This window comes from Paraburkholderia unamae (assembly GCF_003096875.1).
Taxonomy (GTDB): Bacteria; Pseudomonadota; Gammaproteobacteria; order Burkholderiales; family Burkholderiaceae; genus Paraburkholderia; species Paraburkholderia unamae.
The window spans coordinates 60,243-76,298 of the sequence record NZ_QEOB01000027.1 but is presented as its reverse complement, the minus strand read 5'-3'; the positions used below and the strand labels follow the sequence as shown (position 1 = coordinate 76,298).

General features: G+C 65.3%; 17 protein-coding genes. 9 read left to right on the top strand and 8 right to left on the bottom strand.

Going from position 1 to position 16,056, the window contains the following annotated elements; genetic code table 11:
• The first annotated feature begins 92 nt into the window (after nt 1-92).
• From C7402_RS38310 to C7402_RS38270, 9 genes are all read left to right on the top strand, one after another.
• Nucleotides 93-884, top strand: a complete 792-nt coding sequence (locus tag C7402_RS38310; RefSeq protein WP_112176938.1) for an RNA polymerase sigma factor — start codon at nt 93-95, stop codon at nt 882-884.
• Nucleotides 874-1,785, top strand: coding sequence for an anti-sigma factor family protein (locus C7402_RS38305; protein WP_116614232.1), 912 nt, complete (start codon nt 874-876; stop codon nt 1,783-1,785). Before C7402_RS38310 ends, C7402_RS38305 begins: the two co-directional genes overlap by 11 nt.
• Before the next feature lie 148 nt (nt 1,786-1,933).
• Entirely contained in the window at nt 1,934-2,305 is a 372-nt protein-coding gene (rpsF, locus tag C7402_RS38300) for a 30S ribosomal protein S6 (RefSeq protein ID WP_028204897.1), read from the top strand.
• Nucleotides 2,306-2,351: 46 nt separating this feature from the next.
• Nucleotides 2,352-2,651: a primosomal replication protein N gene (priB, locus tag C7402_RS38295; RefSeq protein WP_028204898.1), complete on the top strand. Its 300-nt coding sequence runs from the start codon at nt 2,352-2,354 to the stop codon at nt 2,649-2,651.
• A gap of 2 nt (nt 2,652-2,653) precedes the next feature.
• On the top strand, nt 2,654-2,929 hold the full coding sequence (gene rpsR, locus C7402_RS38290; protein WP_027797225.1) for a 30S ribosomal protein S18: 276 nt from the start codon (nt 2,654-2,656) through the stop codon (nt 2,927-2,929).
• A gap of 27 nt (nt 2,930-2,956) precedes the next feature.
• Nucleotides 2,957-3,409, top strand: coding sequence for a 50S ribosomal protein L9 (gene rplI / locus C7402_RS38285; protein ID WP_112176941.1), 453 nt, complete (start codon nt 2,957-2,959; stop codon nt 3,407-3,409).
• A 159-nt stretch (nt 3,410-3,568) separates the two neighbouring features.
• Nucleotides 3,569-4,951, top strand: coding sequence for a replicative DNA helicase (locus C7402_RS38280; protein WP_112176942.1), 1,383 nt, complete (start codon nt 3,569-3,571; stop codon nt 4,949-4,951).
• Nucleotides 4,952-5,123: 172 nt separating this feature from the next.
• Complete coding sequence (locus C7402_RS38275; protein WP_116614231.1) at nt 5,124-5,750, top strand: DUF47 domain-containing protein; 627 nt, start codon at nt 5,124-5,126, stop codon at nt 5,748-5,750.
• A 10-nt stretch (nt 5,751-5,760) separates the two neighbouring features.
• Nucleotides 5,761-6,771 carry an inorganic phosphate transporter gene (locus C7402_RS38270; RefSeq protein ID WP_112176944.1) on the top strand — a complete coding sequence of 337 codons (1,011 nt, stop codon included), beginning with the start codon at nt 5,761-5,763 and terminating at the stop codon, nt 6,769-6,771.
• Between the two features lie 63 nt (nt 6,772-6,834).
• Here C7402_RS38270 and C7402_RS38265 read toward each other — a convergent pair whose 3' ends face one another.
• The 8 genes from C7402_RS38265 to C7402_RS38230 form a co-directional block, all read right to left on the bottom strand.
• On the bottom strand, nt 6,835-7,641 hold the full coding sequence (locus tag C7402_RS38265; protein ID WP_112176945.1) for an SDR family oxidoreductase: 807 nt from the start codon (nt 7,639-7,641) through the stop codon (nt 6,835-6,837).
• Nucleotides 7,642-7,753: 112 nt separating this feature from the next.
• Nucleotides 7,754-8,899, bottom strand: coding sequence for a C40 family peptidase (locus C7402_RS38260; protein WP_116614250.1), 1,146 nt, complete (start codon nt 8,897-8,899; stop codon nt 7,754-7,756).
• A 234-nt stretch (nt 8,900-9,133) separates the two neighbouring features.
• Nucleotides 9,134-10,975, bottom strand: coding sequence for a PhoH family protein (locus C7402_RS38255; RefSeq protein ID WP_112176946.1), 1,842 nt, complete (start codon nt 10,973-10,975; stop codon nt 9,134-9,136).
• 411 nt (nt 10,976-11,386) lie between these two features.
• A complete protein-coding gene (locus tag C7402_RS38250) occupies nt 11,387-11,848 on the bottom strand; it encodes a peroxiredoxin (protein WP_112176996.1) in 462 nt (153 codons plus the stop codon).
• Between the two features lie 166 nt (nt 11,849-12,014).
• Complete coding sequence (locus C7402_RS38245) at nt 12,015-12,911, bottom strand: polysaccharide deacetylase family protein (RefSeq protein WP_112176947.1); 897 nt, start codon at nt 12,909-12,911, stop codon at nt 12,015-12,017.
• Between the two features lie 24 nt (nt 12,912-12,935).
• A complete protein-coding gene (locus tag C7402_RS38240) occupies nt 12,936-13,985 on the bottom strand; it encodes a bifunctional UDP-4-keto-pentose/UDP-xylose synthase (RefSeq protein WP_112176948.1) in 1,050 nt (349 codons plus the stop codon).
• Complete coding sequence (locus C7402_RS38235) at nt 13,982-14,950, bottom strand: formyltransferase (protein WP_116614230.1); 969 nt, start codon at nt 14,948-14,950, stop codon at nt 13,982-13,984. The genes C7402_RS38240 and C7402_RS38235 overlap by 4 nt, the downstream gene beginning before the upstream one ends.
• A complete protein-coding gene (locus C7402_RS38230; protein WP_224045487.1) occupies nt 14,947-16,032 on the bottom strand; it encodes a glycosyltransferase in 1,086 nt (361 codons plus the stop codon). Before C7402_RS38230 ends, C7402_RS38235 begins: the two co-directional genes overlap by 4 nt.
• Nucleotides 16,033-16,056: the final 24 nt, after the last annotated feature.

Genomic DNA, 16,056 nt, shown 5'->3' with positions numbered 1-16,056 from the left:
TGGACACGGCGGGAATAAACTTGGCCCAGCGTTGGTAGTGCTTGCAGGGCGGCCGAGGTCGCGCGAGACAGACGAAGACGCGAGGGGACGACGTGGGCGAAGCCGCGTACGAGCAGGACGAGGCAGGGCGCAGCCGCCGCTTTCAGGCGCTGGCGCTGCCGCATCTCGATGCGGCCTACAACCTCGCGCGCTGGCTTTCGCGCAATCCGCGCGACGCCGAGGACATTGTCCAGGAGGCGTTTCTGCGGGCGTTTCGCTTCTTCGACGCCTTTCGCGGCGATGAGGCGCGCCCTTGGCTGCTCGCGATCGTGCGGCGCGTCTGGTACGACGAATGGCGGCGGCGCGCGGGCGCCGAAGAGGTGGCGCCGTTCGACGAATTGCGCGACGACGCACCGCTCGAAGGCTGGGAGACCGGCGGCGTCGATCCCGAGACGCTCGCGATTCGCGCCGAGGACTCGCGCCACGTGCACGACGCGCTCAAGCGCCTGCCGGTGGAGTTTCGGGAAGTGCTGGTGCTGCGCGAACTGGAAGAACTCGGCTACCGCGAGATCGCGGCGATTGCCGACCTGCCCGTGGGCACGGTGATGTCGCGCCTGGCGCGCGGCAGGCGGCGCCTCGCGACACTGCTGGCGGATTATCGCGGGCAGAGCGCGGACGAGCGCGGCCGGGCGACGGCTGGCGAAGCAGGAAACGATTCGGTCGGTCGCGCCCAGGATTGCGCGGGCGACAAGTCAGGAGCAGGGGAAAGCAGTCAAGCCAGGAGACCATCCGGCCGGGGGACCGGCGGTCGGTTCCGCGAGGAGCCGGCCGCCGACGGCGGAGCGCCATTGCGCCGTCGGCCGCGCCCCGAGAGCCACACCACGGAGGCGCCCGATGAACTGTAACGAAGCGCGCCCGCTGGTCGACGCGAGCGTCGATCGAGAACTTTCCGCCGCCGACGAATGGCGCGTGCGCGAGCATCTGTCCGGCTGCGCGCAATGCCGCCGCGCCGCCGACGACGCGCAGGCCATTTCCCGCGTGATTCGCACCGCGCCCTATCACCGCGCGCCCGCCGGGCTCGCGGCGCGCATCGTCGCCGCGTTGCCCGCCACGGACGCCGCGCCCGCGACGTCTGCGCCTTCTCGTGCGCGCGATTCGGGGTGGCGCGACTGGCTGCGGGGCTGGTGGCCGCGCGATGGGGCGGCGGCCGGCAGCCGCGGCTATCCGGGTGCGATGCAAGGCCCTCTGCAAGGCCCGCGCGCGGCGACGCTCGCGTGGTTCGGTTGCGCCGTGTTGATCCTTTGCGCGCTGGCCGTGATCGCCACGCTGCATCTGCGCCGCCCGGCCACGGACGCCGCTTTCGTCGACGACCTCGTGTCGAGCCATGTGCGCGCCCAGATCTCGGGCCGCGACCTCGACGTCATCTCGACGGACCGTCACACCGTGAAGCCGTGGTTCAACGGCCGCATCGACTACGCGCCGCCCGTGTTCGATCTCGCGCAGCAGGGTTTTGCGCTGGCGGGCGGCCGCCTCGACTATGTGGGGCGCGAGCGGGTGGCGGTGCTCGTCTATCACTATCGCAAGCACGTGATCGACGTCTATGTGTTCCCCCCCGGCGCGAGCGGCGCCGCCGTGTCGGGCGCCGCGCCGCCGCACACGAGCGACGGCTACGCGCTCCAGCGCTGGCAGGCGGCGGGCATGACGTGGTGGGCCGTGACGGACGCCGGCGCGGACGCACTGGACGGCCTGCGCGCGGCGCTCGACGCCCGTCTGACGGCGGGCGCGAGCGAGGCCGCTGGCGGCTAGCCGCGCAAGTCATTGAAAACACGCCCGAATCATCGCGCAAACGCATGATCTGCCTTGCGTGCGTAGCCCATCCGCGCTACAATCTTCGGCTTCTCACTTGCCGCACCGGTTCCGACGCCCGGGTGGCTTTAATCCACAAGGAGTGAATATGCGTCATTACGAAATCGTCTTCATCGTGCATCCCGATCAGAGCGAGCAAGTGCCCGCCATGATCGAGCGCTACAAGGGCACGATCACCTCGCACGGTGGTCAGATCCACCGCATCGAAGACTGGGGCCGTCGTCAACTGGCCTACATGATCGAGAAACTCGCGAAGGCTCACTACGTCTGCATGAACATCGAATGCGACCAGACCACGCTCGACGAACTGGAACACGCGTTCAAGTTCAACGACGCTGTTCTGCGTCACCTCATCGTCAAGATGAAGAAGGCCGAAACCGGTCCGTCGCCGATGATGAAGGAAGTGCAGCGCGAAGAAGCCAAGAAGGCGGCTGCTCAGCCGACCGAAGCGCAGGCTTAATTACACAAGCCATCAGGATTCGAGCTCATTTGCCTAAGCCAACTGCGTGAACAGGCTGCAACTCACGGCTAGCGTCGTCGAACGCGAACCGGTGCGGTACACCCCCGCCGGCGTTCCGATCGCAAGCGTCACGTTGCAGCACCGCACTGAGGTCGTCGAAGCCGGCATTCCCCGCTTCGTCGAACTCACGATGCCCGCGGTGGCGGCCGGCAAGGCCTGCGGTCTCGTGGAAAGCTGCGAGATGGGCGTGGAAGCGCTCTTCACCGGTTTTCTGGCGAAAAAGCACCGCAACGCGCGAACCCTGGTGTTTCACATCACCGAAATGCAAGGCACAGGAAAGGACTAATCATGCCCCGCCCGACTGGTAAGAAATTCGACAAGCGTCGTCAGCAACAAAACCCGCTCTTCAAGCGCAAGAAGTTCTGCCGCTTCACGGCTGCAAACGTCGAACAGATCGACTACAAGGACCTCGACACGCTGAAGGACTTCATCGGCGAAAACGGCAAGATCACGCCGGCTCGTCTGACGGGTACGAAGGCCCACTATCAGCGTCAGCTGGACACGGCTATCAAGCGCGCGCGTTTCCTCGCGCTGATGCCGTACACCGACCAGCACAAGGCCTAACAAGACGACGCGATAAGGAGCAATAGAATGCAGATCATTCTTCTGGAAAAAGTCGTCAACCTGGGCAACCTCGGCGACATCGTCAAGGTGAAGGACGGTTACGCACGTAACTTCCTGATCCCGAACAAGCAAGCACGCCGCGCAACGAAGGACGCAATCGCTGAATTCGAAGTTCGCCGCGCTGAACTCGAAAAGGCCGCCGCTGAAAAGCTGGCAGCTGCACAAGGCGAAGGCGAAAAGCTGAACGGCCTGACGCTCCAGATCGGCCAGAAGGCCGGTGTGGACGGCCGTCTGTTCGGTTCGGTCACGAACGCCGACATCGCCGCAGCACTCGGCAAGGTTGGCTTCGCAGTGGAAAAGGCGCAAGTGCGTCTGCCGGAAGGCCCGCTGAAGATGGTGGGCGACCACCCGGTGCAGGTTTCGCTGCACACCGACGTCCTCGTCGACGTCACGGTGTCGGTGCTGGGCGAGCACGCCTAAGCACGACGTGCGGCTCGCTGGGGCCGCACGGGTTTGACGCAAGACTCAGAAAGGGCAGGAGCCGCAGGGCTTCTGCCTTTTTTGTTGCGCGCCGCCTGGACGCTTGTTGCCAGTTTTCCAGCTTGTTCGAGGCACCCCCTTGCCCGATAATTGCCCTCCATGAACGCTCCGAAAGATCCCCAACTCGACTCGCTAAAGGTCCCGCCGCATTCGATCGAAGCCGAGCAATCGGTGCTCGGCGGTCTCCTGCTGGATAACGCCGCCTGGGACCGGATTGCCGACTTCCTCTCGCAAAGCGACTTCTACCGCTACGATCACCGCATCATCTTCGAGCATATCGGCCGGCTGATCGCGGCCACGCGCCCGGCCGACGTGGTGACGGTGTACGAGGCGCTCGGCACCTCGGGCAAGGCCGACGACGTGGGCGGCCTCGCGTATCTGAATGCGCTCGCCCAGAACACGCCGAGCGCGGCGAACATCCGCCGCTATGCGGAAATCGTCCGTGACCGCGCGGTGCTGCGCCGCCTCGTTTCCGTCGCCGACGAGATTTCCGCCGACGCCTTCAATCCGCAGGGCAAGGAAGTGCGCCAGCTGCTCGACGAGGCGGAGTCGAAGGTGTTCTCCATCGCCGAGGACGGCGCGCGCGGCACGCAGGGCTTTCTCGAAATCGGGCCGCTGCTCACCCAGGTCGTCGAGCGCATCGACACGCTTTATCACACGGCCAACCCGAGCGACGTGACGGGCACGCCCACGGGCTTCATGGACCTCGACCGCATGACCTCGGGCATGCACGGCGGCGAGCTGATCATCGTGGCGGGGCGCCCCTCGATGGGCAAGACCGCGTTCTCGATGAACGTCGGCGAATACGTGGCCGTGGAGTACGGCCTGCCGGTGGCGGTGTTCTCCATGGAAATGCCGGGCACGCAGCTCATCATGCGTATGCTCGGGTCGGTGGGGCGGCTGGATCAACACCGCATGCGTACGGGCCGTCTGACCGACGAGGATTGGCCGAAGCTCACGCACGCCGTGCAGAAGATGAGCGAGGCGCAGATCTTCATCGACGAAACCGGCGGCCTGAACCCGATGGAACTGCGCTCGCGCGCGCGACGCCTGTCGCGCCAGTGCGGCAAGCTCGGCCTCATCATCATCGACTACCTGCAACTCATGAGCGGGTCGTCGACGGGCGAGAACCGGGCGACCGAAATTTCGGAAATCTCGCGCTCGCTCAAGAGCCTTGCGAAGGAACTGGACGTGCCCGTGATCGCGCTCTCGCAGCTCAACCGCGGTCTGGAGCAGCGCCCTAACAAGCGTCCGGTGATGTCGGACCTGCGCGAATCGGGCGCTATCGAACAGGATGCGGACGTCATCCTGTTCATTTATCGCGACGAAGTCTACAACCCTGATAGCCCCGACAAAGGCACTGCCGAAATCATTATCGGCAAGCAGCGTAACGGTCCGATCGGACCCGTTCGGCTCACGTTCCACGGTCAATACACGAAGTTCGACAATTTTGCCGGCGCGCAAAACTTCTACAGCGAATAAGGCGGCGGGGTCGGCGGCTTGCGCCAAAGTGGCGCAAAAGCCGCTGCGGCGCCTGCCAATCCATGCGCCGGCACTCTGCTGACGATACAATGTGGCCGTTTTATGACGGTTAGCTTTGTCGCCTATTTTGCCGCTTCGTGACGGCAATCCGAGACCAATTTCCGGGATACCAATGTTCGGTCGATTCATGCCCACCGAGGGCAAGTTCTTCGAAATCTTCAATGCGCACGCGAAGTGCATCGTTTCCGCGAGCCACGAGCTCGAACTCCTGATCGACAACCTCGCCGACGCCGAGGTCCACAAGCAGAACGTGCAGGCCGCCGAGAAGGCCGCCGACAAGCTCACGCACGAAGCGATCGACCTGCTGCACAAGACCTTCATCACGCCGCTCGACCGCGACGAGATTCACAAGCTCATCACGACGATGGACGATTGCCTCGACCTCATGGAGGACGTCGCCACCGCCATTTCGCTTTACGACGTGCAGGCGGTGACCGCCGAGGCGAGCCAGCTCGCGCACGTGGTGACGGCCACGTCCAAGCGCGTGCAGTCGGCCGTGGCGATGCTCTCGGACATGAAGCAGGCGCGCGAGATCCTGCAAGCGTGCGAGGACATCGACCGCCTCGAATCGGATGCCGACCGTCTGCTGCGCGGTGCCATCTCCAAGCTGTTCCGCGAGGAAGACAACGTCAAGACGCTGATCAAGCTGAAGGCGATCTATGAATTGCTCGAAGCGATCACGGACAAGTGCGAGGATGTCGCGAACATCATCGAAGGCATCGTGCTAGAGAACGCCTGAGCGGACTGCGATGCAATCGATACAACTCGCCCTCTGGGCGGTCGCGACGCTGGTCGCCATCGCTCTCATCTTCGACTTCATGAATGGCTTTCACGACGCGGCGAATTCCATCGCCACGGTCGTGTCCACGGGCGTTCTGAAGCCGCAGCAGGCGGTGGCGTTCGCCGCCATGTTCAACGTGATCGCCTATTTCGTGTTCCACCTGAAGGTGGCGCAGACGGTGGGCAAGGGCACGATCGATCCCGATATCGTCGACCACTACGTGGTGTTCGGCGCGCTGATGGGCGCGATCGGCTGGAACGTGCTGACCTGGTACTACGGGATTCCGTCGAGCTCCTCGCATGCGCTGATCGGCGGGCTCGTGGGCGCGGCGCTCGCCAAGTCGGGCTGGGCGTCGCTGAATTTCGACGGGCTCATGAAGACCGTGGCGTTCATCTTCATCTCGCCGCTGCTCGGCTTCGTGCTCGGCTCGTTCTTCATGCTCACGGTGTCGTGGCTGTACTTCCGCACGCCGCCAAGCAAGGTGGACCGGCGGTTCCGGCGCTTGCAACTGCTCTCTGCGAGCCTCTATAGCCTCGGCCACGGCGGCAACGACGCGCAGAAAACCATCGGCATCATCTGGATGCTGCTGATCGCAACGGGCTACTCGGCGGTCGGCTCGGACGCGCCGCCCATCTGGGTGATCGGCGGCTGCTATCTGTCGATGGGCCTCGGCACGCTGTTCGGCGGCTGGCGCATCGTGCGCACGATGGGGCAGAAGATCACCAAGCTCAAGCCGGTTGGCGGCTTCTGCGCGGAGGCGGGCGGGGCGCTCACGCTCTTCACGGCTTCGTGGATGGGCATTCCCGTTTCCACCACGCATACGATCACGGGTGCGATCGTCGGCGTTGGCGCCACGCAAAAGCTCAGCGCGGTGCGCTGGGGCGTGGCGGGCAACATCGTCTGGGCCTGGGTGCTGACCATACCGGCCTCGGCCACGCTGGCGGCGGCGGCCTGGTGGCTCGGTCACCGCTTCATGTAAAACCTGCGGCGCCTTCGGGCGCCGCAGTGCTTTCCAGGCCCCGCCGGCGCGCGGCGGCCGCGCTCAGATCATCGGCGTGCTGGCTCCGTCCATCGGAATGAGCGCGCCCGTCACGTAGCTCGCGCGGCGGCTCGCGAGGAAAAGCGCGACATCGGCGATTTCCTCCGGCTTGGCATAACGGCCGAGCGGCACCTTGGCCTCGCCGCTCGCGAGCGCCTGGGCCGAATCGACGCCTTGTCGCTGGGCTTCGAGCTGCACGGCTTCCTGAAGGCGTTCGGTGAGCGTGGCGCCCGGGTTGATGGCGTTGATGCGAATGCCGTAGCGGGCGTGGTAGTGCGCGAGGCCCACGGTCGCGAGCATCAAGGCGGCGTTGGCCGCGCCGCCGGCAATGTGGATGTCGCTCGCGAACTTGCCGCCCATGCCGATGATGTTGACGATCGCGCCGGGCTCCGTGGTCTCGCCCGCCTTGACCCGTTGCACCATGCGGCGCAGCACTTCCTGCTGCGGATAGATGTACGGGAAATACTTCGCTTCCATCGTGGCCTTGAACGCGTCCGCGTCGAGCAATTCCGGATCGTAGCGGCGCGCCGCCCCTGAGCTGTTGATGAGGATGTCGATGGGGCCCACGGCCGTGGAGACTTCCTCGACCACATCGGCGGCGCTATGGGCTTCGTGCAGGTCGGCGCGCGTGAGGTGCACGTGCAGGCCTTCGCTCGCTAGCTGTTCGCGGGCGCGCGCGAGATTGGCCGGATCGCGCGAGACGATCGCCACTCGCGCGCCTTCCTTCGCAAAGGCGCGCGCACAGGCAAGACCGATGCCCTTGCTGCCGCCCGTCACCAGAACCACCTTCTTGTTGAGTCCGAGATCCATCGTCGCCTCGCTGCGCGAAAGTATAAAAAACGGTACCAAAACGATAGCAGAGGCACGGTGCGCCGGAAACATTACTCGCTGCGCGGCCAGGGACATGGCGCCGCAGCGCGCTTCACTCGCCGCTGTTGGCGAAGCGCGCGATCGGATCGTCACCTGACTGGGTCGGGGCGGGCAAGGCCGCACCGGACGTCGAGGCGCGCATGATCTGCGCCCCGCCGGCCGGCGATGCGACGGTCTGGATCGGCGAGGAGCCGGCCTGGCCAGCCTGGCGTGCGGCGGCGGTTGCGGTGGGCGGGGGCGGCTCGAAGGCGTCAGCGGCGGCGTCGATGGCGTCGCGCGGGGCGCGGGTTGCCGGAGCGGCGGCCGGGTTGGCCGCGGGGTTAGTCACGGGGTTAGTCACATAGGCCGGCGCGAGCGCGCCCGCGTCGCGCGACTGCGTTTGGGCCGCGCCAAGCGAGGCGGGTGGCGGTTCGAAGGCGTCGGCGGGCGCTGCCGCTGCTGCTGCCGTTGCCGCACTCGATGCAGGCACGCCTGGCGGCGCGGCCGCATACGCAGGCTGAGGCGCCGCGACCACACGATTTTGCTGGCTGGCGGAGACGATTCGCGCGGGTGGCGGCGCAGGCATGACGCTCGCCATCGCGGCCGCGGCAGGCGGCGCCGCGCTCACGCCCGGAGCACGCTGCTCAGGCGCGGAGGCTTCCCAGGTCGGCGTATCGAACGGCGCGCGCCTGGGTGCCGCCATCCGGCGGATTCCGTCGAAATGTTTCGCCCAGTACGGGTTGGTCAGATAGTCGAGCCGCACCGTGCCGCCCGTGGACGGCGCATTCACGAAGCGCAGCTTGCCTACATAGATCCCGACGTGCGAATGCGGCCGCCCGGTCGTATTGAAGAAGACGAGGTCACCGGGCGCGATCTCGTCGGGCTCGATCGTTTCGCCGCGCGTGCTCATTTCGGCCGTGGTGCGCGGCAGATCGACGGAAGCCGAGCGCGCCAGCACGTATTTCACGAGGCCGCTGCAATCGAAGCCGCTATCGGGCGTATTGCCGCCCCAGCGATACGGAATGCCGACAAGGCCCATCGCCTGGATCGAGATTTCCTCGCGGCCCACGCTGTGATCGACGAAATTGGGAAAGCCCGGCGGCTTGGTGCGCCACGCGTTTTCGCCCGACGACGAACCGCTGCGCGTCACCTTTTGCGGCGCGCTCGAACACGCGGCAAGCAGGACAGCGATCAGAAGCGGAAGCCAGAGTCGACGCATGAAGCGGGCGAAGCGCACGGGGTACGTGCGCTGTCGGAAAAACGGGTCATGGGCGGATGGTAGCCCGCGCGTCCGGGCTTTCGCAAGAATTCTTCACAACTTACTTGAAGTCCGTGCGCCAGGTGTTGCTCCGGCGGGACGCTCCGCCATGAAAAAAGGACCGTATCCGGTCCCCCGGATACGGTCCTTGCGATCGGTCCGGACGCCCGCAACAGGCGGCGTCCGGCGATGAAATTACAGAATGTCCGACGCGTAATCGGCAAGCCGCGAGCGTTCGCCGCGAGCCAGCGTCACGTGGCCGCTGTGCGCCCAGCCCTTGAAGCGGTCCACCACGTAGGTGAGGCCCGAGCTGCCTTCGGTCAGATACGGCGTGTCGATCTGCGCGATGTTGCCCAGACACACGATCTTCGTGCCCGGACCCGCGCGCGTGACGAGCGTCTTCATCTGCTTGGGCGTGAGGTTCTGCGCCTCGTCGATGATCAGATACTTGTCCACGAACGTACGGCCGCGCATGAAGTTCATGCTCTTGACCTTCAGGCGCGAGCGGATCAGCTCCTGGGTCGCGGCGCGGCCCCATTCGCCGGCGGCGTCGTCGGTTTTCTGGAGCACTTCCAGGTTGTCGTCGAACGCGCCCATCCACGGCTGCATCTTTTCCTCTTCCGTTCCCGGGAGGAAGCCGATGTCTTCGCCGACCGGCACCGTCGCGCGCGTCACGATGATCTCGTTGTAGCGCTTTTCGTCGAGCACTTGAGCGAGGCCCGCCGCGAGCGCGACGAGCGTCTTGCCCGTGCCGGCCTGGCCGAGCAGCGTGACGAAGTCGATCTCCGGGTTCATCAGCAGGTTCAGCGCGAAGTTCTGCTCGCGGTTGCGCGCCGTGATGCCCCACACGTTGTTCTTGTGGTGGCCGTAGTCGCGCAGCGTTTGCAGGAGCGCCGTCTTGCCGTTGAGTTCGCGCACGATCGCGTGGAACGCCGGTTCGCCGTTCTGCGGTTCGAGATAAACGAACTCGTTCACGAGCATCGACAGGCATTCGGGACCGGTCACGCGGTAATACGTCGTGCCGGTCTTGGTGTCCTGCCAGGACTCCATGCCCTTCGCGTGCTTCGACCAGAAGTCCTGCTGGAGCGCGCGCACGCCCGAGTAGAGCAGGTCCTTGTCTTCGAGAACCTGGTCGTTGAAGTAGTCTTCGGCAGGCAGGCCCAGGGCGTGGGCCTTGATGCGCATGTTGATGTCTTTCGACACCAGCACGACGAGGCGGTCGGGCCGGTCGCGTTGCAGCGCGCGCACGACGCCGAGGATCTGGTTGTCGGCCTTGCCTTGCGGCAGGCCGTCGACCGGGTCGATGTGCGTGAGCGTGGTCTGGAAGTACAGGCGGCCGAGCGCCTCGCGGCTGCCGAGGCGGGCAAGCGAAATGCCTTCGGAGATCGGGCCCGCGTTCGCGACCAGCTGGTCGAGCGTGCGGCTCACCTGACGCGCGTTACGCGCGACTTCCGACATGCCCTTCTTGTGGTTGTCGAGTTCCTCCAACGTCATCATCGGCAGATAGACGTCGTGTTCCTCGAAGCGGAACAGGCAGGTCGGGTCGTGCATCAGCACGTTCGTGTCGAGCACGAAGAGCTTCTGGACTTCGACGCTCTCCTCGGGATGCACACGTTTTTTCGTGGCGCCGCGTGTGGCGGGCGCCGCGGCGGCGCCGGTGGCTTTGGCCGAAGCGGGTTTGCCGCCGCTGCGCGCGGTGGGGGCTTGCGCCGGTTCTTCGCGCGCCTCGCGCGGCTGCAACAGGGCGGCGGTGGTCTGCTTGGCGCCGCCGCGCTTGCGCACGGGCGCCGGCGCGACGGGTTCGAGCGCGGCCAGTTCGGCGCTGGCGCCCGAGAACGGGACCGTGCGCAGCGTGGTGGCGGCGTTGGCGGCCTCGGTCATCGGCTCGGCGACGCTCGCGGGGCCGTAGTCGGCGGCATCGGCAGCGTCGTTTTCGCTCGCTGCCTTGCGCGTGCTGCGCGTCGTGCGGGCACGCGCCTTGTATTCTTCGGGCGGCAGCAGGTTGCCGAGCTTGCTGGGGGGAGTAGGCAAAGGCATGGTGTCCCTCGAAATATTCGGGTCGAGTGGTCGCGGGGTTACCCAGTAAGGCGCGCTTTCGGTCGGTGTTTCGGTCGGTGCGTGCGGATGCCGGGTAGGCGCCCGTCGTTACCGCGCAAGGTGCGCGCTCAGGTCAGAAAATGCCGGTTCGCCTGGTTTTCGATCAGCTCCTTGACGTTTGCGCGCACCGGGTCGCAAAGCCGGTACGAACGGGGAGAAAAGCGGAAGGGAACAGCAATGCATAAACAAAAAAGCCGCTGCCCCGTATGACGAGGCAAGCGGCTTCACTTCGGTGATGACACGTTGCCCGGGATGCGCATTTCCGGTCATCTCGTGACCGGCTGCGTAACCGCCGCAACATGGCGTAAAAATGGTTGGACAGGCACTCATTGCAGCCCAATATAACGCTCCTCAAAGCGCTTGTACAGCCTCCAGAACTTCGTCGACATGGCCCGGCACCTTGATTCCACGCCACTCGCGGCGCAGTACGCCGTCGGCGTCGATCAGGAAGGTCGAGCGTTCGATACCCCGTACCTGTTTGCCATACATTTTCTTCAATTTGATGACGTCGAAGAGCGTGCACAGCGCTTCATCGGCATCCGATACCAAGGTAAACGGCAGTTCGAGCTTGGCCTTGAAGTTATCGTGCGAGCGCACGCTGTCGCGCGACACGCCCACGATCTGCGCGCCGGCCTTCTTGAACTTCGGATAGAGGTCGCGGAACTGCAAGCCTTCGGTCGTGCAGCCCGGGGTGTTGTCTTTCGGATAGAAGTACAGCACCACCTTCTTGCCCTTCAGGCTCGAAAACGTGAAGTCGCCGCCGGTGGCGGGGGCGGTGAAATCGGGAACGGGTTGGTCGACTGCGATGGTCACGTCAGGCACGTGGCACTCCCTTTGTTATTGGCAGGCGTTGCCGCCGCGCTGTCCAGCCAGCTGCGCTGCGGCGCCGTTTCGCCGGGACGGCGTGCTGCCCGGGGCGCGGGGGCTTGCGTGGGCGGTGAGTCGTCGGCGCAAGTCTCGCGGCGCACGGGCGGCGGATTCAGTCGGGCTGCACGATCAACTGGCCGGAGCGGCCGGCGATCTCGCCCCAGGTGACAGGGTACGATGGCAGCGAAGCCGGGTCCAGCGTCGCATGGTAGTCGCCCATCGTGGCAAACGTGTGGCCTTGCGCGCGCCAGCCCGCGAGCAGTTGCTCGAACACGGGCGCGAGTTTCTGGCCTTCGAGCTCCGCGTGCAGCGTGAAGACCTGGTCGTGCGGATTGTTTTCGGTGCGCTTGAGCATCCACGCCGCGACCGTGTCGATGTCGACGCCGTCCACGCCGAGCACTTCGTCGAGCGTGGGCAAGGTGGTGGGCATCTGCACATGGTTCAGCGTGCGTCCCGCCACCACCGGCCGATAGGGCGAATGGCCGCGGCCGTCCGAGGCGTACTTCATGCCCCACGCGTCGATCTGCTCGAAGGCGGCCTCGTTCATTTGCCAGCCCGCCGCGCCGTGCGTGACGGGCGGCGTACCGAAAATGCGCGTGAAACGGTCGTGGCTCTTTTGCATCTGGCGCGCGGTCCATTGCGCGTCACGCGTGCGCACGTTGTCCTGCCAGTACACGTGATCCCACGTATGAATGCCGCATTCGAAGCCGGCTTCGTGAATCGCGCGCATCTGCGAGGCCGCTTCCACGCCGATATCCGGGCCCGGCAGCAGCACGCCGTACATCAGCTGCTTCACGCCGTAATGCTCCACCACGGACGTGCGCGAGACCTTCTTGAGAAAGCCGGGACGGAATACGCGGCGCAGCGCCCAGCCCGTGTGATCGGGGCCGAGGCTGAACAGGAACGTGGCGCGCGCCTTGTAGCGGTCGAAGATACGCGCGAGATTCGGCACGCCTTCGCGCGTGCCGCGCAGCGTGTCGACGTCGATTTTCAGGACGATGCGGGCCAAGTGGCGAGGACCTTTGTCTGACGCTTAGTGTTGCTCGACGAGCGCACGGGCTTCGGCCACATGCCCGCGGTACGCTTCGAAGATCTTGCGCAGCGCTTCGTCGAAGGTCGACTTCGGCGCCCAGTTCAGTTCCTGCTTCGTGTTGTCGATCTTCGGCACGCGGTTCTGCACGTCCTGGTAGCCGGCACCGTAGTACGCGCCCGACGACGTTTCGACGAGCTGCACCTTCTTCGCCATTTCCGCGTATTCCGGGAATTCGGCGGCGAGCGCCAGCATCTTGTGCGCGAGTTCGCGCACCGAGAAGTTGTTGGTCGGGTTGCCGATGTTGTAGATCTTGCCCGTGGCGACGCCGTCCTTGTTCTCGATGATCTTCATGAGCGCTTCGATGCCGTCGTCGATATCGGTGAACGCACGCTTTTGCGCGCCGCCATCCACGAGGCTGATGTTCTCGCCGCGCACGATGTGGCCGAGGAACTGCGTCACGACGCGCGACGAGCCTTCCTTCGGCGTGTAGATCGAGTCGAGGCCCGGGCCGATCCAGTTGAACGGACGGAACAGCGTGAAGTTCAGGCCTTCCATGCCGTAGCCCCAGATCACGCGGTCCATGAGCTGCTTGGAGCACGCGTAGATCCAGCGCGGCTTGTTGATCGGGCCGTAGGTGAGCGCCGAGGCGTCCGGGTCGAACTGCTCGTCGGAGCACATGCCGTAGACCTCGGAGGTCGACGGGAAGACGAGGTGCTTGCGGTACTTCACGGCCGAACGCACGATCGGCAGGTTCGCCTCGAAGTCGAGTTCGAACACGCGCAGCGGTTGCTGCACGTAGGTCGCGGGCGTGGCGATGGCGACGAGCGGCAGGATCACGTCGCACTTCTTGACGTGGTACTCGACCCACTCCTTGTTGATCGTGATGTCGCCTTCGAAGAAGTGCATCCGCTCATGCTTGACGAGGTCGCCGAGGCGATCCGTCTGCATGTCCATGCCGAACACTTCCCAGTTCGTGTTTTCGAGGATGCGCTTGGAGAGGTGGTGGCCGATAAAGCCGTTCACACCCAGGATCAGGACTTTTTTGGTCATGGACGGGGGACAGATGAAATGAGTTCGGAGAACGCGGCGGGGGTGATGACGGTCTCTTGACCGCCATGTGCCAGACTCGGCGCATGCCGCAGTTCATGGATCGCGATGGCGCGGCCGTCGCCACAAAGGGCGAAAAACGCATTATCGCTTACGTGGATGCCGGCGGGCAATCCGGCGAGGGGGCGGACCCTTTCGGCATCCGGGGAGCCGGGGCGCACGAGGCGCGCGCGGGCGATCACGAAACGCTCGCGGCCGACGTCGGTGAACGCGCCCGGATAGGGGGGCGCGACCGCGCGAATCAGGTTGTACACCTGCTGTGCGCTCTGGCCGAAGTCGAGGCGGCCGTCTTCGGGCTTGCGCCCGCCGAAGTAGCTGCCCTTCGTGAGGTCGTTCGGCAGATGCGGCGCTTCGCCCGCGATCAGCGCGGGCAGCACGCGCCAGAGCGTCTGCTCGGCGGCGACCGTCACTTTGTCGAATACCTGCGCGGCGGTGTCGTCGGGGAGGATCGGCACCGGTGTCTGCGCGACGATGGCGCCCGCGTCGGGCTTGGCGGCCATTTCGTGCAGCGTGGCGCCCGTTTCGGTCTCGCCGTTGAGCACGGCCCAGTTCGTCGGCACACGGCCGCGGTACTTCGGCAGGAGCGAGCCGTGCACGTTGTACGCGCCGCGCGCGCCGAGCGCGAGCAGATCAACAGGCAGCATGTGCCGGTAGTAGAACGAGAAGATGAAGTCCGGGCGCGCCGCGGAAACGGCCGCGCGCAGCTCGGCGCTTTTCGGGTCCGAGGGCGTGACGACCTTGATGCCATGCTCCTCGGCCACCGACTTCACGCTGCCGAACCAGATGTTTTCCGTCGGGCTGTCCTCGTGCGTGACGACGAGCGCGACATCCACGCCGCCCGCCAGCAGCACCTGGAGGCAGCGCACGCCCACGTTGTGATACGCGAAGACGACGGCGCGCGGCTTCATGAGCGGGCTCCTTCGTTGGCCGGATTGTTTGCGGTGCCCGACGCTTGCGCGGATTGCTGTGCGTACGCGGCGGCCTGCACCACATCCTGGCGCGGGGTGTCGACCACGGCGCGGCCGTTGCGCTCTTCCAGAATCGTCTGGATGAGATAGCGCGGGCGCGCGCGCACCTGCTGGTAGATGCGGCCGATGTACTCGCCGAGCAGACCGAGCGCGAAGATGATCACGCCAAGCAGGAAGAACGTAATGGCGAACAGCGTGAACACGCCTTGCACTTCCGCGCCGATGATGAAGCGGCGAATCAGCAGCAGCACGAAGAGGCCTGCCGAGCCGAGCGAAAGAATCACGCCGATGAACGACAACCATTGCAGCGGCACGACGGAGAAGCCCGTCACGAGGTCGAAGTTCAGGCGAATGAGGCTGTAGAGCGAATACTTCGACTCGCCCGCGAAACGCTCCTCGTGCGCGACATCGACCTCGACCGGGTTCTGAGAGAACGTATAGGCGAGCGCGGGAATGAACGTGTTGATTTCGCCGCAGCGGTTGATCGTGTCGACGATGCGGCGGTTGTAGGCGCGCAGCATGCAGCCCTGGTCGGTCATCTTGATGCGCGTGATGCGCTCGCGCAGGCGGTTCATCATCTGCGAGGCCTTGCGGCGCCAGAGGCTGTCCTGGCGCTGCATGCGGATCGTGCCGACGTAGTCGTAGCCCTCGCGCATTTTCTCGACGAGCTTGCCGATTTCCTCGGGCGGGTTTTGCAGGTCGGCGTCGAGCGTGATGACAATCTCGCCGCGCGCCTGCTCGAAGCCCGCGAGGATCGCCATGTGCTGCCCGTAGTTGCCGTTGAGCAGGATCGCGCGTGTCGCGTCGGGCCGCGCCCGGAACTGCTCGGCGAGCATCGCGGCGGAGCGGTCGCGGCTGCCGTCGTTAATGAAGATCACTTCGTACGAGGTGCCGAGCTTGTCCAGCGCCGGGTACAGGCGTGCGAACAGGGCGGGAAGGCCGGCTTCCTCGTTGTAGACCGGAATGATGACCGAGACTTCCGGCGTTTCCGGTGTCAAGGTGCGTTGTTCCGTTTGAGTCATGTGTGCATCGATTCCGTTATGGGT

Excerpts from the sequence above, each read along its gene's own strand:
- C7402_RS38305 (WP_116614232.1), top strand. The coding sequence starts at position 874 with ATGAACTGTAACGAAGCGCGCCCGCTGGTCGACGCGAGCGTCGATCGA.
- rpsF (WP_028204897.1), top strand. The coding sequence starts at position 1,934 with ATGCGTCATTACGAAATCGTCTTCATCGTGCATCCCGATCAGAGCGAG.
- rpsR (WP_027797225.1), top strand. The coding sequence starts at position 2,654 with ATGCCCCGCCCGACTGGTAAGAAATTCGACAAGCGTCGTCAGCAACAA.
- rplI (WP_112176941.1), top strand. The coding sequence starts at position 2,957 with ATGCAGATCATTCTTCTGGAAAAAGTCGTCAACCTGGGCAACCTCGGC.
- C7402_RS38280 (WP_112176942.1), top strand. The coding sequence starts at position 3,569 with ATGAACGCTCCGAAAGATCCCCAACTCGACTCGCTAAAGGTCCCGCCG.
- C7402_RS38275 (WP_116614231.1), top strand. The coding sequence starts at position 5,124 with ATGTTCGGTCGATTCATGCCCACCGAGGGCAAGTTCTTCGAAATCTTC.
- C7402_RS38270 (WP_112176944.1), top strand. The coding sequence starts at position 5,761 with ATGCAATCGATACAACTCGCCCTCTGGGCGGTCGCGACGCTGGTCGCC.
- C7402_RS38265 (WP_112176945.1), bottom strand. The coding sequence starts at position 7,641 with ATGGATCTCGGACTCAACAAGAAGGTGGTTCTGGTGACGGGCGGCAGC.
- C7402_RS38260 (WP_116614250.1), bottom strand. The coding sequence starts at position 8,899 with ATGCGTCGACTCTGGCTTCCGCTTCTGATCGCTGTCCTGCTTGCCGCG.
- C7402_RS38255 (WP_112176946.1), bottom strand. The coding sequence starts at position 10,975 with ATGCCTTTGCCTACTCCCCCCAGCAAGCTCGGCAACCTGCTGCCGCCC.
- C7402_RS38240 (WP_112176948.1), bottom strand. The coding sequence starts at position 13,985 with ATGACCAAAAAAGTCCTGATCCTGGGTGTGAACGGCTTTATCGGCCAC.
- C7402_RS38235 (WP_116614230.1), bottom strand. The coding sequence starts at position 14,950 with ATGAAGCCGCGCGCCGTCGTCTTCGCGTATCACAACGTGGGCGTGCGC.
- C7402_RS38230 (WP_224045487.1), bottom strand. The coding sequence starts at position 16,032 with ATGACTCAAACGGAACAACGCACCTTGACACCGGAAACGCCGGAAGTC.